Origin of the sequence: Providencia sp. PROV119, from assembly GCF_028482435.1 — a bacterium.
Lineage (GTDB): Bacteria > Pseudomonadota > Gammaproteobacteria > Enterobacterales > Enterobacteriaceae > Providencia > Providencia stuartii.
Genome location: NZ_JAMPQL010000002.1, coordinates 432,906 through 452,872, shown reverse-complemented (window position 1 = coordinate 452,872; position 19,967 = coordinate 432,906). Strand labels below are relative to the sequence as shown.

Below are 19,967 nucleotides of genomic sequence, written 5' to 3'. Positions count from 1 at the left end.
TCTTTAGTTAAATACAAACCCACCATTGACGGGGATCAGTTGGCCCGTCACAAAATCGGCCATTGGCGAAAGCAAATATAAGACAGTACCGGTCACATCTTCGGGCTTTTGCTCCCCTTGAATAGCACGCCCATTTTCATAAAGCTGGTGGCGCTCAGCTGGTACATATTCGGTGGCTTCAACTTTAGTTAGGCCAGGCGCTATAGCATTGACACAGATCCGGTGTGTGCCAAGCTCCCTTGCCATTGAGCGTGTCATGCTAATAATTGCCCCTTTGCTCGCGACGTAAGCCATCAGCTTAGGGGCGCCCCATAGAGCTGTATCAGAAGCAATATTCACTATCTTGGCATTTCTACTTTGGCGCAAAAATGGGAGTGCCGCCTTTGTCACTAACCATGTGCCTCTTACATTAACGGTCATGACGCGATCCCATAGATTTAAGTCATACTCATCCAATGTTTTGCCGCCAACGCCAGTGGCAAGGGCGGCATTATTAACGAGGCCATCAATATTGCCTTGTTGACCAATCTGCTGAAAAACATGCGCTATGGCCTCGGGGTCGGCAATATCTAAGTTAAAACCATCGGCAGTCAAACCGGCTTGGCGTAGCTGGGTAATGCTTTGCTGTAGGCGATCACTTAATATGTCGCACAGGATGACGTGAGCACCTTGTTGTGCGATCGCTTTCGCAAATTCAAAGCCTAAGCCTCTTGCTGCACCCGTAATGACGATGCGTTTGCCTGCCAGTAAATTATGCATTTGACGTTTCCTTATTATAAATTTGGTCAAATTGCTTTTTGGCTTCACGTTGCATAATACGGCGTAGGCGAGATAGCCCAACATCATGCTGATAAAGGAACTCATGTTGGCGAGCATTAGGCGCCATATTTTCAAGGATAATACGGTCTTGCTCTAAAACATCCCAATGTAATCCCTCTAAGCGATTACGGTACATAAAGCGCCAGAGATCACGTTGCCAATCTTTTACTTTACGGATACGCCAAAAGAAGACGCGGGTATTGAAGCGATCTTCTGGCACAACCATTCCGATGATCCAGAAATGACCACCCGGTCCGAAACGTTTTTGATAAGGGATGGATAGGCGTAGCCAGTTCGCGCCAGTACTGGCAAATTCAACCCAATCAAAATTCACCCCCATTTGGTCATTTTTGCGGAAGATAAACCCATTTTGAGTCGGTTCTAAAATCATCTCTGATTGCTTATCACCGTCCGCCATTGAATGCGAAGAAGAGTGGAGATAAGTGCCATGCATGGGATCCATGACATTTTCGAGTGCATATTGATAATTACAATGCCAAGTGGCTGTACATAAGAAATGGCTATGATTTTCACTATCCGCCAGCTCTTCAGGGAACGCTAGCGTCGGTGGCTCTTCATCAGTAATGGCAAAATAAAGAAAGATTGCGCCATGATATTCTTGAACTGGGTAGGTTTTTAGGCACTTTTGACCTTCTAATGGACATTGGCTAACAGCAGGAACATCTTTGACAATACCATCGCCTCCAACTTCAACGCCGTGATACCAGCAGGCAATACGTTCACCTAGGTTCCAGCCCATTGATAAGCGTGCACCACGGTGAGGGCAGCGGTCTTCAAGTGCATGAATTTGACCTTGCTGATCACGCCATAACACAATTTGTTCTTCTAAGCGGGTGATACCGATTGGGTTGCTAGTGACTTCCCAACTGGATAAAACGGGATACCACTGGCCTCTAAGTCCAACGTCTAAATAATCTTGATAGTTCTGAAGTTGTGCATGAGTTGTCATAATCTGCTTCCTGTTGTCGTGGGGTATCGTTGGTTATTATTATTTCTGCGTCACTGGCAGGAGATTAATACCCGTTTACTTGGAGAAATTCGCGAAAACTGGCTTCATTCCATGGTTGTCCTTGTCTATCAAAGAGTTGTCTTTGATTGAGTGCACTAATAATTTGCTCGAGAGTTTCAATACCTGAATCAAATAAGATTTCCAATGTGGCAATGAGAGCGGTTTCGTAGTCATCAGGGAGACGTGAGCGAGTTTGCCAAACGATATTTGGCGCCGTTCCCGGTGCTTGGATTTGCCCTTTACCGCCTTCACGAGCCGGTATAATTTGGTGATTAGCAGGTAAGTAAGGGTTGAAATTCTGTATCGGTTCCATTTCTACTCCTCAATAAAGCTAATTTCGATTTGGTTGTTATTAATGCGAGTCTGGTAGGTTTTGAGATCGCGACCACCTGGCTCACGTAGGCATTTTCCTGTTTTGATATCAAATACAGCCTCATGAAGTGGGCACTCCACTTTGCCATCCTCAACAAACCCTTGACTGAGTAGGGCATAGGCATGAGGGCAAACATCTTCCATGGCGTAATATTGATCATCCACTAAGAAAACACCGATCTCGGTATCATTGACTCGGGCTGAATAAGGAAATTCTTCTTGTACTTGCGAGACATCACAAATCGCGACCCAACTCATATTGTTTCCTCCACAGCAAAATAGTGTTGTTTCATATATAAAACATTGTTTATTATTTAAAACTAGCCTAATAGGCTGAGCGATAAACAGTCAATCGAATGTTACTCATATGTAAAATATTTGTTTTGAAATGTGCAGTGTGTCGAGATTATGGTCATTTTTAGTTTCATATGAGAAACAAAATGGGCTGAAAATAGTGTGACTATCGTTTGATGGATAAAATCATAAAATAAGGGATTATCATTATTTCACGGTAAATTACCCATTATAGTGGTAAAAAATAAATAACAGCAAAGAGTGAGAATTATTTCTGATATGAGAAAGCCTTTATCCATTAAGGCGTTTTTTATTTTCTTCAGAGAGAAGGAATAGGAAAATTGAAAGGAATGAGATTTAAAAGTTTATATTTTTTAGTTTGTTACTAAGAATTAAATTAAAACCCACCGAAGTGGGTTAGTGAATTATCGTACTGTTAAGACAGAAATCTTAGAGTTTTGGATGATCATCGAAGCTGTTGATCCTAAGAAATACGTTGACATTCCAGGGCGTCTAGAACCAATAACAATCAAATCTGCTTGAATATCATCGGCAATACGCAAAATTTCATCCCTAGGCGTTCCCATGACGACCTGAGCGGTAAACTTTTCTTTAGGAAGATTAAAATCTTTAATAATATCAATTAATTGATTTGTTACTTTATCTTGTTCGCTATCTGCCTTTTCGGCAAAACCAAAGCCCATAGAGGTATAAAAAGGGATAGTAGGAATAACGGCTAAAAAATGAATATGAGCGCCTTCTTCCTCCGAAAGGTATTGAATATGAGGAAGTACAAGGTTTGCTAAATTTTTCTCTGTAATATCAATAGGAACTAAAATTTTTTTATACATATTGTTCTCCGAACAATTATCCAAGCCTATTTAAAATCTATCCGTTAAAAACAATCAGTAAAAATAAAGATAAGTTTAATATTTAATCAATTTAACATCTTATAGCCAATACAAAAATGGAGTTAGCTAACAATAACAATACAACGTTGTAACGAACAATACTTTGACGGCGGCTTGAAGTTAGAAAATTAAAACGGTTTGATGAAAAAACAGTTCATTTGTGCGGTTCCCCATTGAATGACTATCTTTCTCATCTTAGTTATTATATGGTTCATATATAAATCGTAATATTTTATATGTTAATGGGGTGCTGTCTTGGGAATCGTGAAAATTTCAGATGATCTGCATGACTATTTGCGCCGTGCTAGCCAAGTGATGTCACGCTCGATCAATTCTCAGGCTGAATTTTGGATAAAAATAGGTATCCAAGCCGAATTAAATCCCGATAAAACCTTCACAACGCTTATCAGCGAAATGCTAGAAAAAGAATCTGTTAACCATAAAGGGAAGTACCATGAGTAATATCACAATCAAAACAGCTGAAGAAATTGAATTGATGCGTGAATCCGGCCGTTTATTAGCCAAAGTATTTGCGATGTTAGATACTTTTATTGTGCCGGGTATTACGACCATGGAAATTAATGACAAGGTTGAAGATTATATTGTTAATGAATTGCAGGCGAGACCAGCCAGCAAAGGCCAGTATGGTTATCAATATGTATTAAATACCTCCCTTAATGAAGTGGTGTGCCATGGCGTACCGAAAGCTGATGAACATTTGAAAGCCAGAGATATTATCAATATTGATATCACATTAGAGAAAAATGGCTTTATTGCAGACTCAAGTAAGATGTATGTGATGCCCGAAGCCTCACCATTAGCACGTAAACTTGTTAAGGATACTTATGAGGCTATGTGGGAAGGGATCAAACAAGTCAAACCAGGGGCAACACTAGGGGATATTGGTTCTGCAATCCAACACCATGCAGAAAAAAATGGTTATAGCGTGGTTCGTGAATATTGTGGTCATGGTATAGGCCGTGAAATGCACGAAGCTCCACAAGTGCTACATTATGGTGTACGTGGGCAAGGGGTTACCTTAAAAGAAGGGATGACATTCACAATAGAGCCGATGATCAACCAAGGTGGTATGAAAATTAAGACCAAAAAAGATGGTTGGACAGTTGTGACGCGAGATAAAAAATTATCGGCCCAATCAGAACATACTGTTTTAGTGACCGCAACCGGTTATGAAGTCTTAACTTTACGCGATGAAGAAAAAGCATTTGTCGCAAAACATCATCTTTAAAATTTGACGATGGCTCTGCAAAGCCGCGAGTGCGGCTTTCAGACTGTTATCGCGAAGCATAATAATTAATTTCATAACGCTGGCCATATTCGCTCTTGGGATTCAGTCTTTCAAACAGAAAATCGATAGCCATTCTTGTTTTATGGGGTAAATAGTGTCTATTAGGATAAACCGCATAAATAGAGTGTTCTGGCAATGAGTAATCCGTCAGTAAAGGGGTTAGCATACCTTTTTCAATATAAGGGGCGGCGATAAAGCAGGGTAGCAGCGAAATTCCCACTCCTTGAACAGTCGCTTCGCTATTATTGGTCAAGTCGTATCAAGCTTTATCTTAGATATCATCAACGGGCAGGCTGGAAATCATTTACTCTTACAATCGATAGGGTTGCTATTGATTATTTTAGGCGTGTTTTATCAATATATAAAAAAAGATAATTAAAGTGATAATCATAAAGGTAATATTTTGTTGTCAGTAGGGTTATATTTTTTGTGTTGTCATTTGAAGAGTAATAATTATTAATGACTAAAGAAATAGCATATTTAGGTCGAGAAGAGTTTGTGTAAGGATCCATTCTGTATGCTAGTTTATATTAGATAATATAAATTAAGATATGTAAACAATTAATGATTGTGATTTTATTTTAATCTTATTTGGCTTGGTTTTCACAATGTTTGTAATACTATTCTTTTGTTATTACGATACATAAGTAGAATGTGAAATTAATTTTAATGACTATTGAAATAATTAATATTTAATATCATATGATTGTGATGCCCATTATTTCGATAGTTTTATATAAACAATAAGGGGGCTTCATTTATTGACAATAAACTAGCACTCCATTTAGGAGGTACCATTATGCATGAAAAAAATATCGATTTTTGGGCGCAAGTTTTCCGCTGGGTTCAACTCAATTTACCTTTATTAAGTGGTGTTATGTTAGCAACGTTGATTGCATTTGTTAGAGAGTGGCGAGAGAGTAAAAGTACATGGCAATCATTAGCAGAAGCTGTAATATGTGGTGCTATTACAGTCAGTGCTATTCGAGCGCTTCAATGGTTACTTGTCTATTTAAATTATTCTGATGCTTGGTCATCACTTGCCGAGTTTTGTGGTGCGATGATAGGTTTCCTGGGTACAAAGAAGCTCAGTTGGGTTATTGATTCGATGTTGATTGCAATTCAAAAACGCTATAGAAATAAAGAATAATATTTTGAAGTATAGAAAAATCATTCTTATCAGAAATAAGTTGTACGATAAGCCCAAAATGAGGCTTATCGAGATACCTACCTTAAGAAGATACTGTTATTTAAAACGATTATAATTCTACTGCTATCTTAATTACCATTTAATGATTACCTAACTATCATCTCTGATCCCTTCAATAAGAGAATTATTTATTTTTTACTGCATCGGTATCAATATAAGAAGAAGTATATTGATATCATTAATCAAATGCTAATGAACTCCATAATGGCTAATTTTATGCTCTAAAAGAGAACAATCTTGTGGTGTTCTGCAATGATGGGTAAGATCTCGTGTTTTGTTTGTTTATTAAACATGTTATTTCTCTGGCTAGCTTAAAGCGGTAGGAAGTTTGTGTGAAACCATAAAATCTATTACTCTTTGCATTATCTCTAATTAACTTAAAAGGTTTAAGCTGATGACGGAGCCAATGAAAAAGCCGAGAACAAAACCCGCAAAAGAGAGATTGGATGATTTAATGAATGCTGCTGAGCATTTATTTCTCACGAAAGGTTTTTTAGAGACAACAGTGAGTGAAATAGTTAGCCAAGCCGATGTGGCGAAAGGTACTTTTTACCACTACTTTAAATCGAAGGATGAGATTTTAGAGGCTTTGCGCGAGCGTTATATGACATGGTATTTGGGAAAAATTGATGATGCACTGAAAGAGAAGGTGGACAGTCAAGCGATGCTAAGCCAGTGGTGTGAAAGCAGCGTACAATATTATGTTGAAAAAAGACGTATTCATGACATGCTATTTCATGAAAGTTTTCATACGTGTAGCAACGTACATGAACAGCGGGCAATTTCACAAGTAAAAAAAATCTTGTTACATGGAAAGGCGCAAGGTGTTTGGTCAGCAGAGCCAATTGGGCTGGTTAGCTCTATGCTGTATCACAGCATGCACGCTGCCGTCGATGAGCTTGCATCGAGCCTTGAATATGATGAGAACACATTAGGCGCAATACTTTATCAAAAGTTACTCGGTTTAGTTCAATAACACCGTATCTAATTACTCTTCTATCCTTCTAGAAATAGAAGGATGCTGTCATTTAAATCTGTCTTGTACTGAAGTTAAATTACATATCTAAAAGTGACTAAAAAACAGTAGGTTAAGCGACTGTTTTTTATGATTGCATCGTTAATACTATCATGTTTTTATCGTTTGATGATGACATTTTAGCGTTAAAATCTAAACTGATTTTTGCCAGTGAAAAAGCTAGAAAAATTTATTCTGGATGTGTTATATCATCGGAAAATTACTTGTCTGGACATGTTTTATGTTTAATTTTTCCGAGTTTATTAATGATACACCAATTGACTCTATCTTATTGTTTATAATTACATTTTTCTTGCTCATTATTTCAGCTTATATCGGTAAATTTATCTTTAAGCGTAAGAAGCTTAATGATGATATTGCTGATGACGAAGCGAAAATTATATTAGGGGCTATCTTATCCTTATTAGGCTTATTGATTGGTTTTGTTCTCTCAATCTCGATCAGTGGCTACAACAATCGTCAGCAAACAGAAGAGAATGAAGCGATTGCGATAGGGAATGCTTACCAACGAGCGCAATTATTAAACAGCAGTGACAGACGTGAAGCAATCCATTTATTGCAGCAGTACCTAGACGCGAGAATTGAATTTTTTAAATCAGGTGTCAGCGATGAAAATAATCAATGGCGGAGAGTCTCATTAGAAAAACAAGCTACCTTGTGGGAAATTGCGGTTAAAGAGGCAAATCAATCACCAAATCCAGTGATCGCCTCGGTATTAACTGCATTTAGTGATCTTTATCTTTCACAACAAAAAACGATGGCGAGTTGGCGGCATCAAATACCGAATGCAGCATGGTTCTTATTAATTTTCTTTGCGATTTGTTCTAACGTTTTAATTGGTTATAACATTCGAGGAACTAAAGGTAAAAACTGGCTGATCCTCATATTGCCATCATTAACAACACTGGCACTATTTATGATCGCAGAAATTGATATTCCCGGTGAGGGGGTCATTCATGTGACGCCGGATGATTTAATATCATTACAGGAATTCTTATTTAAAGAAGGGGTGTTAGTCGGGAAACTTGATTAAATAAATATGCCCCGTAACGGAAGTATTACGGGGCACTATGGTTAGCGGACAATAATGCCTAAAAGAATACCAATAGCACCAAAGTCTGCATCACTAAATGTGGTATTAGCGATACCAATGTCACCAAGGACAGGTAATAAAAAGACAGGTAAGAAGGTAATGAGTAAACCTTGTGCAAAGGCACCTAAAATAGCGCCTCGGCGACCTCCTGTTGCGTTACCAAAGACTCCCGCCGCTGCACCAACAAAGAAGTGTGGCACGACACCTGGGATAATGACGGTCATATTCAACGCATACAGTATGAACATACCGATAATACCCGCAGCAAAACTGCTTAAAAAGCCGACTAACACGGCATTTGGTGCATAAGGGAAAACAACAGGGCAGTCTAGCGCTGGTTTAGCATTTGGAACCAATTTATCCGAAATCCCTTTAAATGCGGGTACGATCTCCGCAATTACCATACGTACACCTTGCAGAATAATGTAAACACCCGCAGCAAATGTAATGGATTGCATTAATGAGAACATAAACCAGTTTTTGCCACCGCTGACTTCACGAACATAATCTCCTCCCGCAAATAAGCAGGTAATAATGAAAATAATGAACATAGTGAATGAGATGGCAACTGGCGTGTCTCGTAGGAAAAGCAAACTTTTTGGCACATTCATATCTTCAGTAGAATGTTCTTTGTTGCCAAATTTGCTGCCAATAAAACCTGCAAGGACATACGATATCGTTGAAAAGTGACCAATTGCAACGTCATCAGAGCCAGTGATTTTTTTCATGTATGGATGTGCAATGGCTGGGAAGAACACCATACAAAAGCCGACGATTAATGAACCAACAACCACTAATAGAGTGCCTTCCATACCCGCTGTTGCTAAAATTACGGCAACCATCATCGACATGAAGAGTGTGTGATGCCCTGTGAGAAAGATAAATTTCCAAGGGGTGAGGCGTGCAATTAAGATATTAATTAACATGGCAAAGAACATGATCATTGCCATTTCACGGCCAAAACTCTTCTGGGCGATAGAAACAATCGCTTCGTTATTTGGAACGACGCCATTAATACCAAATGCGTGTTGGAAAATAGCGGAGAAATCGCCTAATGAACTAACAACTAAGCCAGCACCCGCTCCTAAGATCACAAAACCCATAATGGTTTTGATGGTGCCTTTAATACATTCGGTGGCGGGTTTCTTTTGAGCGATAAGGCCGATAAGCGCTATCAAACCCACTAAAATAGCGGGTTCAGATAACACATCTTGCATCAGAAAACGAAAAAATGACATACAGCCTCCGCTTATAGTGCGCCGAGATTACGTAAAGCCACACTTAAGTGCTCTTTCATTGCCACTTTGTCTATCATATTTTCCAAAGCAACAATTTCCCCAGCAACTTGTTGAGCAACCAATTGTTCGGCAATATCTTTGGTGCCAACAAAAATATCACTGGCGGTACCTTTAGCTGAGCCAAGATCAACGTGGTCAACCTCGGCACTGACTTGAAGATCTTTTAAAATATTTTTGATGCTCATTTCCATCATTAGGCTAGTGCCTAAACCATTTCCGCATACGACTGTAATTTTCATATTGTTTCCTTTTAATAATTAATAACGCGCGATGATGTTGAGGATGTCATCGACGTTTTCTGATTGCATGATGTTGTCAATATCTTCTTGGTTATCAAAAAGTTCAGCGAGTTTAGCGATAGCGCCGATATGGCTGTTGCTATCGGTTGCGGCAAGAACAATTAATAACTTAACGGGGTCGTTGCCATCGGCACCAAACTCGACACCGCGTTTAATAACGGTAAGGCCAAGAGATAGCTGATTGACGCCGTCTTCAGGGCGAGCATGTGGCATTGCAATGCCTGGGCCTAGTACATAGTAAGGACCAATCTTTTCATGTGAATGAATGATGGCATCAACATAAGATTGTTGAATACGGTGGTTTTTGAGGAGTGGTTCGCAAGCGATTTGGATCGCATCGCGCCAATCGGTGGCACTTTCAACAACCTGAATGACGTTGGGGGTCAATAATGTGGTTAACATTAAGTTTGCTCCTGGTGGTGTAAAACTATTTTTAGCTTTTTTTCTAACTAAGGGGATAGTAGTGATCAATGGTAGCGCTATCTAGTCGAATTATTCATTTTCGTGATAGCGCTATCATTTCGCATAAATAAAGCCAATAAAAACTCAAGAACACGAAAGTCCACTCATGAACAAAACTAACCTGTGGTAAGTTATAGTGAGATAAGAGTGAATAGAGCAAAAAATAATTTTTTATGGAAAAAATACGCAAGAGAAAGAATACAGGACGAGTTACGCTACAGGATGTGGCTAAATATGCAGGCGTTGGTTCAATGACTGTATCTAGAGCGTTGCGTACACCAGATTTGGTCTCAGATAAACTGCGAGAAAAAATCAATGAAGCAATCACTGAGCTAGGATATATACCAAATTCAGCCGCAGGTATATTGGCATCAGGTCAAAGTCGTACAGTTGCTGTATTGGTGCCTTCATTAAGGGATTACGCAAGCTCTGCATTTCTGCAACCATTACAAGAGGTCCTCAATAAAAATAGCTATCAGGTTGTTATTGGTAGTCATAACTATCAGCAGAAAAAAGAGTCTGAAGTCCTATTTACGTTACTGCAAAGTAACCCTGCTGCTGTGGTTATTTTTGGTGGGATTAATTCAGAGAGCGTATTTAGTTATCTCAAAAACCTTGATATTCCTGTTATTGGTGTGGCGGGGGAGTCGAGTCATCTATTCTCATTAAATATAAGAAGTAATATTGGTGAAGCCGTATTTTTTCTAACCAACTACATGTTGCAAAAGGGATATCGGAAAATAGGCTATATTGGTGCTCAGATGGATAGCAAAATACAGAGCCAACAACTGAGTGGTTGGACTAAAGCGATGCTAAATCATTATCATAGCGCAGAGCAAAGTATTACGACACCGTATGTGGCGACAATGGATTTTGGTCGTCAAGCGATTAGTGAAATGTTAACTCGGCAGCCGGAATTAGATGCAGTAATATGCAGTCATGAAATGATTGCGCTAGGTGTTTTGTTTGAATGCCAAAGAAGGTTAATTAAAGTGCCTTCTATGTTGGCAGTGGCTTGTGTTGAAGGGTCGTCTAATTGTGATTATATTCACCCGTCGTTAACATCGGTGCGTATTGATTACAATAAAATGGCGAAAGAAACGGCGAAAAAATTACAAAAATGGTTAGCTGATCCTGATAGTGGTTCTCCGCATCAACAAGAAGAAATTATTTTTCCCTATAAATTCGAAGCAAGGCAAAGCGCATAATGATGAAGTTTGTTGTTTTTTTGTTAACATTATTGGGTTTATCAACATCAACGGTATCAGCGGCATCGATAGCGAAAGGATATTTACCAGCAGTACAGAATATATATGTATTGTTTAGTGGGGTATTAGTAAAAGGCCCAGTGAAAGAGATAAAAGCGACTTTTTATACCGAAGATAAGACGGTGACACAGGATATCCAATTAAAATTGGATCAAAAGAGTTGCATTGAAAGCTTTGAATCAATTTCTCATGGCATACAGCAGCATATTCAACTCAAAAGAGATAATAACCAACTGAAGGGCAGCAGCAATGAAGGGGAAATTATCATCGATTTAGACGAACAGTGCCGTTTTATATCCCAAAAAGACTCTTATGGTACGACGTATTTTGAATATGATGAACGTAACTACATTAAGAGTATCCATTCTAAAGAGGATAACGGTACCGTTGATAAGGTAGTATATAGTAATTTAGGTGAGTTACAGGAAATGAATTACTATGATAAAAATCAGTTATATATGCAAACTCTCTTCAAGCCATTAGCTGATATAAACCGTTATGCGGATATTCAAATAGAGCAGAAAATGTTAGGTGATTTGGGCTATATTTCTGAGAGAAAATGCCAATATAACCATTTTGGTGCACCAACAAATTGTCAAATTTTGACCAAATATGATGTTGATGGAGAGATGCAAACTCAACGGCAATCTGTCGTGATTGACACACAGTTTGAGGAGTGACAATAAGCACAAGATTAACTTATTGATTAAATAACAGTTAGCTTGTGTGCCATGCAAAAGCGAAGGGGATCGTTAAAAGAAGTCACGGCACTTGAATTTGTGTCTATTTAATGAAACTCACATTTTTTCGATGAGCGCCTCTTAAGTGAAAACTAAGGAGGCGCTTTTTAATATTATTCTTTATTAATTTGCATTTTTCTTTGAATAAAACGCGTTTCTGCTTGCTGCAAGTAGCTTTGAATTAATTGGTAGATTTCGTCGCGTCGATCGTATAAATCGCTATTATTTTTCAATATAGGTTCAACTTGTTCGATAAATCCCTTCATAAAATCATTAAGCTTTAACTGCTTGTGAGCAATCTGCGCGTAATAAAATTGATATACATACGATGCATGTGTATGGGAGAGAGGAGCACTTGCGTTAAAATTGTTGGTTGCAAGTAATAGCAATTGAATGTTTGTCATGGTACACCCTATCAGAGAGACACGTAGATGCTACCGGACTAAAATAAAATCTATTGTCAAAATTAGCCGTAAAATTTTAGTTTTTCAATCAAAGGGCTATTTATAGGAATATTCTGTATTTGCTGTTGTTTGCTGGTATGGCCTTTATTTAATCGCCCCTTTCTTACTAGTCGCTAACCTCCCTCAAAATCATTAATTTTCATAATGAATATGGCATTAAGAAACACAAATACTCGCAATAAGAGTAGTGGTTTTTGAGTTTATATGTAAATTATTTTTATGTTTAGTGTCTGTTGTAACATTTAGCTTATGGATATGGGCATGTAGTACTACAGCATGTTTCCACGCGAGAGAGGAAAGTTGCATCATCGTACCCGTTCAAAATTGATAGAGAACGTTAATGACAGAATGCAGGTGAGTACTTTGTATAAAAAGACATAAAGAAACACACTACAACTAAAGAGGGTAACTGATCATTTAGATGAGGATTTTCTTCATGTCGGTTATCTTGAAAACAAGATACATACAAGCAAATATCAGCAAAAGCATCATGTGATAAACACTAAAAAACAGAATAGGTTGCAGAATATATTGCAATTGAGAGGACAGTTTTTATTTTTTTATGATCAATTTACTCCTATTTAGGGTTGGTTAATACTCTGTAATACATATTATCTAATTGAATAATTTATTTATGTTTATTCATGCTTGAAAATGAAATATGATTAATACTTAAATTAAATAACTATTTTGAGTGTTATACCCAAGAGTTCTTTTTGGAAGGAAGACACAAATTGTAACAGTTTGCTGTATTGCTGACTCTTATTTTTAAACATTATTACTGTTAGGATTACTCTCGGTTTGTGTGAAGGAATGCGTAAAGACTGAAATGGCGAGCATTTAATTGTTACTATCTATTATATTGTAAGGATTTTTTAATCGATGAGAGTTCATTTTAATTTATATAGTAAGGTAACTTTAAGTAATTAATAGGATGTATATCTCTATTAGAAATAGCACCTCAATCCATATTATTTAGAAATACTTGATTAAGATACCTACTGTTCAAGTGATCTGTCTTTATTATCAAATTACTCGTTGTGTTATACAAGAGCGAAAAGTATGAATATGGTTAAATTGCTCATTACTGTATTACTTATTGGTTGTTCATTTTTATTAGGGGTAATGGTTAATTATAAGCCAAACCCAGATCTGATTAAATTGGCCAAATACAATGTGGCAGATTACTTGTCTTATCCTGAATCCGCATCATTTAGGAATATTAAGTATAATTTTATTCGCTCAACGGCTGATAAAGGGGAGGTCGGCTATGTTTGTGGTGAAGTACTGCGTGTTAAAAATGCAAAAATCGAGGGTTATAAGCGATTTGCCGTAAAAACGTATAAAAATCAAGATGGCAGGATTGCACTATCGATTCCGCTCGTAGAAGGTGATTATGATTTGTTACCTTTATCGGTCATGGAATCTTTATGGACAAGATATTGTCAGTAAATAGATATTTTATTTTACTTTTTATTAACATTTAAAACGTAAAGTAATAACTGTTTAATATTATTAGGTATCTACAGGAAAGGCTTGAATATTAGCAAAGCTGTAAATTAACTGGCTATAAAGATTAACGCTTGATAACGTCGCTATTATCAAGCGTTTTCTTTATTGTTATTTATTTAATGTATTGATTAATAACTGATGGCGGCTATTGTAAAACTTAAGATAGGTCATATAACCTGCCAAAATGGTCGATAAGCTGGCTGTTGCTAGTAACATAAAAGTGACCATGATTTGATATTTCACTGCTTCTAATGGATCAACCCCAGCAAAAATTAATCCAGACATCATACCGGGTAAACTGACAATACCGACGGTTTTTGCGGAATCTACAGTTGGGATCAAGGATGCGCGAATACTGTCTCGAATAATGGCGATAGAGGCCACCTTAGGTGTTGCACCTAAACTTAGCATCTCTTGTATTTGTTGTTGTTGGCTACTAAATCGTTGGCCTAGATTATTGAAACACAGACCGACAGCAATCATGGCGTTCCCTGCGATCATGCCTGTGATTGGAATAACTTGCATCGGGGTAAAAGCTATTGCTTTTGTGATGATCAGTATTAATAGGGTTAAGAGTGTTCCAGAGGTAATGGCGATAAAAGCGGTCAAAAAGATTTTATCAATATATTTACTGCGCTTTTTGGCATTCCAAGCCGCATTAAAACAGATAAACATCACCATCGCGATAGTCAGAACTTCATGATCGACATTAAAAATGTATTTTAGAATATAACCAACAATCAATAGCTGGATGATAGCGCGTAGAGTGCTCCAAATAATATCTTTTTCTAATGCCAGTTTTTCTTTATGGCTGATAAAGATAGCGACCAAAACAAGCATAATAGAAAAGCCCAGAGATTCATTGGTAATAGTGGGTTGGTGCATGACTCATTCCTATTTATCTGCATTATGGACGGGAAGGGTAATAATGTCATCAGCATGTGCAATTTCATCCTGATCATGAGTCACCCAAAGAATAGCGATATTTTGTTGTGTCGCTAACTGGTGGATTAGCTCATTAACTTTTACTTTATTTGCTTCGTCTAATGCGCTGGTTATTTCATCTAACAGTAATATTTTTGGTAGAAACTGAAGGTTGCGAATCAACGAGATACGTTGTTTTTCTCCACCAGATAATTCATTAATGCCTTTTTCTAATATTGAATCGGGTAAAGAAAAGTAACCAAGGTCTTTATAAATTTTATCTTTATTAAACGGTAGCTTACGTATCTGATAAGGGAAAAATAAGTTATCGTAAACAGTGGCTCCAAATAAAGAGGGGGTTTGAGTGCAATAAGAAACCTGTTGGCGATATTCCTCAGGGGGGATGGTTGAATAGTCATTGCCATTGAAGATAATTTGCCCTGAGGTAGGGGAAAGTAATGAAGAGATGATCTTAAGTAGCGTGCTTTTACCGCATCCCGAAGGCCCCGTAATGAGTTTAAATTCACCAGCCGATAAATCAAACTGAACTTTATCTAGTATTGTTTTGTTATCAATAACATATCCAATATTTTCTAATTGCAATAAACCGCGGTTTTTATCCATTTTTACGCTTAGCCCATAGAGTTAATGTGAAGTCATGCAGGCAATTTTATAATTGATCATTGATTTGCTCGCGACATGAAACGGAACAAGGAATTTACCTTGTATTGTAATCCAAAATATTATGCGCCATTCACGCTAAGATTGACATATTAAGCGGAGCAGGGATCAAATAAAGAAGATGATTAGGATTAAGAAAATACATCTATTGATGGTTTTTAAACCATATTACATGGCTTAATCAAATAACGATATGTAGCAATAGGAATGTCATTAATGGTAGTGCAAAGAAATTAACGTTACATTGTGTTTAACAAGAGAAATTCTTAAAGCTGGGGCTATTTACCTTGTTGTTAATTGCAGATATTCTAACAAAAGGAGATGGCATTCCTCCTGTTTAAAAACCGTCCAAATAAAGGGCTGATGATGCCTACGTTCACCTTTTTAAATGATAGGGTACAGGTATTATGTGCCCTGAATATTTGGGGTATAAATGAGAGAGATCCCGTTCATTTATCCCCTTAAGCGCGATAAGGGGCTTCGTATGTATGCATCACTTTTTTCTATCGCATTAGGCTCAATTTTAGGTGGCTGGCTAAGATGGTTTGTGGGGCTGAAGCTGAATAACTTATACCCAAATATTCCGATGGGAACTGTTTTTGTCAATCTTGTCGGGGGATTTGTTATCGGTTTTGCCATTTCTTATTTTGCCAATGCCAATATTAGCCCCAATTATAAACTATTTATTGTCACCGGCTTTTGTGGCGCGTTTACTACATTTTCCACTTTCTCTTTGGAAGTATTAACGTTGATCCAAGAAGGGAAGTTAATGGTTGCATTGAGCACAATCGCCATTCATGTCATAGGCGCACTCATTTTTACTTTTTTAGGCATGATGAGTCACCACTGGCTCACTCAGTCGTAATCAACGAGTAGGGTAGATAGATGTAGGTGAAAAATGTGGTTGTTAGGCATTCGATAATCATCTTCTGATATTGCTGTGTTGAGAGCGGCAATCGTAAAATATTTCCCCAATTGATCTGTAAAATCGAGATCAACAGCAATAAATAGTCTGTTATTCCACGATGGTGTATTTTGAGGTGGTTATTTTTCCATTATGGCTAAAAGGATGACTTAAGAAATCTAACGCACTTTAGCTATGATATTATTAAAGACTATCTCGACAATAAATCCCCCATTATTTTTGGATAAAATATCACCAGATAGTATGTGATCTTAGTGATGGTTAGTCGTCATTTTATGGTTATTGTGAGTAAAAAAACACGTTTCGAGGGTTAAATTTAACAAATTAGTAATAAAGTAGATTGTTTGGAATAACTGCTTTTACTTGCCTACAAAATTATTCTTTTCTAAAAATAATAAGTATATTTTTTGCAAACTCTCCATCTGACAACAGAATATAATCCCGTTGATTAATAAATAAACTAAAGTGTTATTCATTGTTAATGAGCTTTAATTAGAACGATAACGCTGCTCTTTAGCTAAAAAACAGACTAATTCTAATGTTATATGACGCTATGGTGTCATTTGTCACTGCTAAGGGGATGAGTCTTCTATTTTGCTATTCGCCCATTCTTCTAGAACGTTATCTATACATATTGATTTTCGATGATATTATGATTTTTACTGCTGTTTTTATTAATAGCAGCGAAATAATCTTAATTTTGGCTATATATCACACCATCACTAAAAATATATTTTGTATAAAAATAAATAATAAAATTTATCATCTAAAGAAAATTGAATTAGAAACAGATATTGACGGGGAAAAGTTATGTCACAGATGTTAGCACTGTTTATTATCGTTTTGATTTTATACATTGGGGATGCTATTGCAGTAAGAACCAAAGCGTGGATCCCTTCCGTATTTGTATGTGCTGTTTTATTCCTATTCGGTTATTGGACATTCTTCCCTAAAGATATCGTCAGCATTGCCGGAATACCGCAAGTCGTGGCGGTGATGTTGATGTATCTGTTAATTACTAATATGGGAACGCTGCTATCACTCAAAGAGCTGTTGCGGCAGTGGAAAACCATTTTAATTTCGTTATCAGGGATCTTGGGCATCATTGTTTTTATTTATGCTGTCGGAATGGTGTTATTTGACCTGAATACAGTATTAGTGGCGATCCCTCCATTAGTCGGTGGTATCGTGTCATCCTTGATCATGTCTAAAGGTGCTGCTGATGCGGGTCTTATTGACCTATCGGTTTTTGCCATCCTTATTTACGTTATGCAGGGGTTTGCGGGTTATCCATTGACAGCGGTAATGTTAAAACGTGAAGGGCGTCGAGTGCTTGAGCAATATCGTCATGGTCAGTGGAAGGCGTCATTATCGGTTGAAGGGGCCGATAATGTTGAAGTGAAAACGGTCGTTTCAGAAGATGAAATGCCGAGATTATTTAAAAAAATTCCTTCTCACTACAATACCAGTTACTTCAAGTTTTTGCGCTTAGCAGCGGTGGGGTACCTTGCTTATTTAGTTTCTACATGGGCAGCACCTATCGTGAGTATTAGCCCGTTTGTATTATGTTTACTATTTGGCGTTATTGCATCGTCACTGGGCTTTTTGGAAAGACAACCGCTACAAAAAGCGAATGGTTTTGGTTTTGCCATTATGGCGTTAATGCTATTTATTTTTGACACTCTGAATCATGCAACCCCAGACATGTTATTAAGGCTTGTCTACCCTATGTTGGTGCTGATCATTGCAGCCGTTATTGGGATGTATTTAGCTTCGTGGATTGTGGGAAAAATACTGGGTGTCTCTAAAGAGATGGCCTTTGCCGTGTCGTTAACCGCACTGTATGGCTTCCCTGCCGACTATATCATTACGAATGAAGCCATCAATGCGCTGACCAAAGATGAGAAAGAGCGTCAAATTTTGACCGGACATATGTTAGGGCCGATGTTAGTCGGTGGATTTATCTCAGTAACCATGGTTTCTGTGGTATTGGCTGGGATTATGGTTGGTTTTATTACACCGCTTGCAGGGTAAATGATGATGGAAACAAGTACATTAAGAATACAACGCCATTTAGAACAATTGGCTGAATTTACAGCAACGCCGGGTCAAGGAACGACACGAATGAGCTATAGCGAGCAAGATAAGCAAGCACGTGATTATATAAAACAGCAAATGCGTGCACTTGGCTTGCAAGTTCGAGAAGATGCCATCGGTAATATTTATGGTCGTTTAGAAGGCTCAGAGGAGGGATTGCCTGCTGTGATTATTGGTTCACACTTTGACTCTGTTCCCCATGGCGGCGCTTTTGATGGCCCGGCAGGAATTGTGACAGGGTTAGATGTGGTTGCGCGTATTCGTGAACAACAATTGCAACCCCGTTACCCTCTTGAAGTGATCGCATTAGTCGAAGAGGAAGGAACGAGTTTTGGTCGTGGCTTGATGGCATCAAGTGTCATTACTGGGCTTATCGGAACTCAAACGCTATATCAACTGAAAGATAGGCAGGGTGTTTCGGCAGCGCAACGCATGGCAGATGCGGGCTTTAATGCAGATAAGGCGGCAGAGGCAGTGCTGGCACCTTCATCAGTCAAAGCATTTTTAGAATTGCATATTGAACAAGGTCCAGTGCTAGAGCAGGCCAATGAAGATATTGGAATTGTAGATATTATTGTTGGTATTGCACAACTGGAAGTGAAGTTAAGCGGTAAGGCGGGACATGCAGGAACGACACCAATGGATATGCGCGCTGACGCATTAGTCAACGCTAGCCGTATCATTAGCCAAATTCCTGATATTGCTACTGCCGCTGGGGATAATACGGTTGCAACAGTAGGGCGATTAAACGTCTTACCAAATGGCGCAAATGTGATCCCAAGTGAAGTGACTTTTAGCGTCGACATTCGCTCAAGAAATGAATCCGCTTTGCATAACACCATCGAGCAGATCATTGCATTGGTGAAACAAGAGAGTGCTAAAGGCAATATTCAAAGTGATATCGTTCAGCCTCTTTATGTGTCTCCTACCGAATTAGCCCCTGAAATCCATCAATTGATGGTACAACATGCACAAAAGCAAGGTTTGCGTTATCGCACTATGGTCAGTGGTGCGGGACATGACACGATGATTTTTGCCGGTATTACGCGCACGGGGCTAATTTTTGTGCCTAGCCGTAATGGGTTAAGTCATCACCCTGATGAATGGACGGATTATGCACAAATTGCGCTAGGAGCCGATGTAATGTTCGCGACGGTTCGTTCGCTAACAGAGTGTTAAAGTGAAGAGAAGTATTATGTGATTAAGCAGATGAAGGCGTCTGT

Annotated in this window: 23 protein-coding genes and 1 riboswitch; of the genes, 11 read left to right on the top strand and 12 right to left on the bottom strand. The window is 38.2% G+C overall.

All coding sequences use genetic code 11. From position 1 onward, the window contains the following. Positions 1 to 3: 3 nt before the first annotated feature. The 5 genes from PSF11_RS04455 to PSF11_RS04435 form a co-directional block, all read right to left on the bottom strand. Positions 4 to 759, bottom strand: coding sequence for an SDR family oxidoreductase (locus PSF11_RS04455; protein ID WP_053110712.1), 756 nt, complete (start codon positions 757 to 759; stop codon positions 4 to 6). Continuing rightward, positions 752 to 1,789, bottom strand: coding sequence for an aromatic ring-hydroxylating oxygenase subunit alpha (locus PSF11_RS04450; protein WP_004918962.1), 1,038 nt, complete (start codon positions 1,787 to 1,789; stop codon positions 752 to 754). Before PSF11_RS04450 ends, PSF11_RS04455 begins: the two co-directional genes overlap by 8 nt. A 64-nt stretch (positions 1,790 to 1,853) precedes the next feature. After that, on the bottom strand, positions 1,854 to 2,162 hold the full coding sequence (locus tag PSF11_RS04445; RefSeq protein ID WP_004918964.1) for a recombinase-like helix-turn-helix domain-containing protein: 309 nt from the start codon (positions 2,160 to 2,162) through the stop codon (positions 1,854 to 1,856). Between the two features lie 2 nt (positions 2,163 to 2,164). Continuing rightward, entirely contained in the window at positions 2,165 to 2,479 is a 315-nt protein-coding gene (gene nirD, locus PSF11_RS04440) for a nitrite reductase small subunit NirD (RefSeq protein ID WP_004918973.1), read from the bottom strand. A 461-nt stretch (positions 2,480 to 2,940) separates the two neighbouring features. Continuing rightward, positions 2,941 to 3,366, bottom strand: a complete 426-nt coding sequence (locus PSF11_RS04435) for a universal stress protein (protein ID WP_072502202.1) — start codon at positions 3,364 to 3,366, stop codon at positions 2,941 to 2,943. Positions 3,367 to 3,681: 315 nt separating this feature from the next. Between PSF11_RS04435 and PSF11_RS04430 the strand changes: the two genes are divergently transcribed. Together PSF11_RS04430 and map are read left to right on the top strand one after the other, a co-directional pair. Next, the gene (locus PSF11_RS04430) at positions 3,682 to 3,888 is read left to right on the top strand and encodes a ParD-like family protein (RefSeq protein ID WP_014658170.1); all 207 of its coding nucleotides are present in this window, start codon (positions 3,682 to 3,684) and stop codon (positions 3,886 to 3,888) included. Then, positions 3,881 to 4,675 carry a type I methionyl aminopeptidase gene (gene map, locus PSF11_RS04425; RefSeq protein ID WP_072502203.1) on the top strand — a complete coding sequence of 265 codons (795 nt, stop codon included), beginning with the start codon at positions 3,881 to 3,883 and terminating at the stop codon, positions 4,673 to 4,675. Before PSF11_RS04430 ends, map begins: the two co-directional genes overlap by 8 nt. Before the next feature lie 46 nt (positions 4,676 to 4,721). Here map and PSF11_RS04420 read toward each other — a convergent pair whose 3' ends face one another. After that, positions 4,722 to 4,988, bottom strand: a complete 267-nt coding sequence (locus tag PSF11_RS04420; protein WP_004918980.1) for a LysR substrate-binding domain-containing protein — start codon at positions 4,986 to 4,988, stop codon at positions 4,722 to 4,724. A 546-nt stretch (positions 4,989 to 5,534) separates the two neighbouring features. On the opposite strand from PSF11_RS04420, the gene PSF11_RS04415 reads away from it, so the two are divergent. The 3 genes from PSF11_RS04415 to PSF11_RS04405 all read left to right on the top strand — a co-directional run bounded on the left by PSF11_RS04415 (position 5,535) and on the right by PSF11_RS04405 (position 8,014). Further along, entirely contained in the window at positions 5,535 to 5,885 is a 351-nt protein-coding gene (locus PSF11_RS04415; protein WP_004918982.1) for a phage holin family protein, read from the top strand. A gap of 466 nt (positions 5,886 to 6,351) precedes the next feature. Further along, positions 6,352 to 6,921: a TetR/AcrR family transcriptional regulator gene (locus PSF11_RS04410; protein WP_225829579.1), complete on the top strand. Its 570-nt coding sequence runs from the start codon at positions 6,352 to 6,354 to the stop codon at positions 6,919 to 6,921. A gap of 280 nt (positions 6,922 to 7,201) precedes the next feature. Beyond that, a complete protein-coding gene (locus PSF11_RS04405; RefSeq protein WP_072502204.1) occupies positions 7,202 to 8,014 on the top strand; it encodes a bestrophin-like domain in 813 nt (270 codons plus the stop codon). A 41-nt stretch (positions 8,015 to 8,055) separates the two neighbouring features. On the opposite strand, the gene PSF11_RS04400 is transcribed toward PSF11_RS04405, so the two are convergent. From PSF11_RS04400 to PSF11_RS04390, 3 genes are read right to left on the bottom strand one after another with little or no spacing between them, the layout of a single operon-like run. Beyond that, positions 8,056 to 9,312 (bottom strand): PTS ascorbate transporter subunit IIC, encoded by a 1,257-nt coding sequence (locus PSF11_RS04400; RefSeq protein ID WP_014658176.1) that lies wholly within the window; start codon positions 9,310 to 9,312, stop codon positions 8,056 to 8,058. An 11-nt stretch (positions 9,313 to 9,323) separates the two neighbouring features. Then, positions 9,324 to 9,611 (bottom strand): PTS sugar transporter subunit IIB, encoded by a 288-nt coding sequence (locus PSF11_RS04395; RefSeq protein ID WP_004918996.1) that lies wholly within the window; start codon positions 9,609 to 9,611, stop codon positions 9,324 to 9,326. An 18-nt stretch (positions 9,612 to 9,629) separates the two neighbouring features. Further along, entirely contained in the window at positions 9,630 to 10,073 is a 444-nt protein-coding gene (locus tag PSF11_RS04390; protein WP_014658177.1) for a PTS sugar transporter subunit IIA, read from the bottom strand. 233 nt (positions 10,074 to 10,306) lie between these two features. Between PSF11_RS04390 and PSF11_RS04385 the strand changes: the two genes are divergently transcribed. Further along, on the top strand, positions 10,307 to 11,341 hold the full coding sequence (locus PSF11_RS04385; protein ID WP_004919002.1) for a LacI family DNA-binding transcriptional regulator: 1,035 nt from the start codon (positions 10,307 to 10,309) through the stop codon (positions 11,339 to 11,341). Continuing rightward, complete coding sequence (locus PSF11_RS04380; RefSeq protein ID WP_004919004.1) at positions 11,341 to 12,081, top strand: YnfC family lipoprotein; 741 nt, start codon at positions 11,341 to 11,343, stop codon at positions 12,079 to 12,081. Before PSF11_RS04385 ends, PSF11_RS04380 begins: the two co-directional genes overlap by 1 nt. Positions 12,082 to 12,254: 173 nt before the next feature. Here PSF11_RS04380 and PSF11_RS04375 read toward each other — a convergent pair whose 3' ends face one another. After that, positions 12,255 to 12,545, bottom strand: a complete 291-nt coding sequence (locus PSF11_RS04375; RefSeq protein ID WP_004919006.1) for a hypothetical protein — start codon at positions 12,543 to 12,545, stop codon at positions 12,255 to 12,257. 1,122 nt (positions 12,546 to 13,667) lie between these two features. Here PSF11_RS04375 and PSF11_RS04370 point away from each other — a divergent pair. Next, the gene (locus PSF11_RS04370) at positions 13,668 to 14,057 is read left to right on the top strand and encodes a hypothetical protein (protein ID WP_004919010.1); all 390 of its coding nucleotides are present in this window, start codon (positions 13,668 to 13,670) and stop codon (positions 14,055 to 14,057) included. Between the two features lie 168 nt (positions 14,058 to 14,225). Here PSF11_RS04370 and fetB read toward each other — a convergent pair whose 3' ends face one another. After that, a complete protein-coding gene (gene fetB / locus PSF11_RS04365) occupies positions 14,226 to 15,002 on the bottom strand; it encodes an iron efflux ABC transporter permease subunit FetB (protein ID WP_004919013.1) in 777 nt (258 codons plus the stop codon). A gap of 9 nt (positions 15,003 to 15,011) precedes the next feature. Continuing rightward, a complete protein-coding gene (gene fetA, locus PSF11_RS04360; protein ID WP_004919017.1) occupies positions 15,012 to 15,665 on the bottom strand; it encodes an iron efflux ABC transporter ATP-binding subunit FetA in 654 nt (217 codons plus the stop codon). A 365-nt stretch (positions 15,666 to 16,030) separates the two neighbouring features. Continuing rightward, a riboswitch (Fluoride riboswitch) is annotated at positions 16,031 to 16,102 on the top strand. Positions 16,103 to 16,206: 104 nt separating this feature from the next. Here fetA and crcB point away from each other — a divergent pair. From crcB to PSF11_RS04345, 3 genes are all read left to right on the top strand, one after another. After that, the gene (gene crcB, locus PSF11_RS04355) at positions 16,207 to 16,587 is read left to right on the top strand and encodes a fluoride efflux transporter CrcB (RefSeq protein WP_014658179.1); all 381 of its coding nucleotides are present in this window, start codon (positions 16,207 to 16,209) and stop codon (positions 16,585 to 16,587) included. Between the two features lie 870 nt (positions 16,588 to 17,457). After that, positions 17,458 to 18,681, top strand: coding sequence for a hypothetical protein (locus tag PSF11_RS04350; RefSeq protein ID WP_004919020.1), 1,224 nt, complete (start codon positions 17,458 to 17,460; stop codon positions 18,679 to 18,681). 3 nt (positions 18,682 to 18,684) lie between these two features. Beyond that, positions 18,685 to 19,923, top strand: a complete 1,239-nt coding sequence (locus tag PSF11_RS04345; RefSeq protein WP_225829578.1) for a Zn-dependent hydrolase — start codon at positions 18,685 to 18,687, stop codon at positions 19,921 to 19,923. Positions 19,924 to 19,967: the final 44 nt, after the last annotated feature.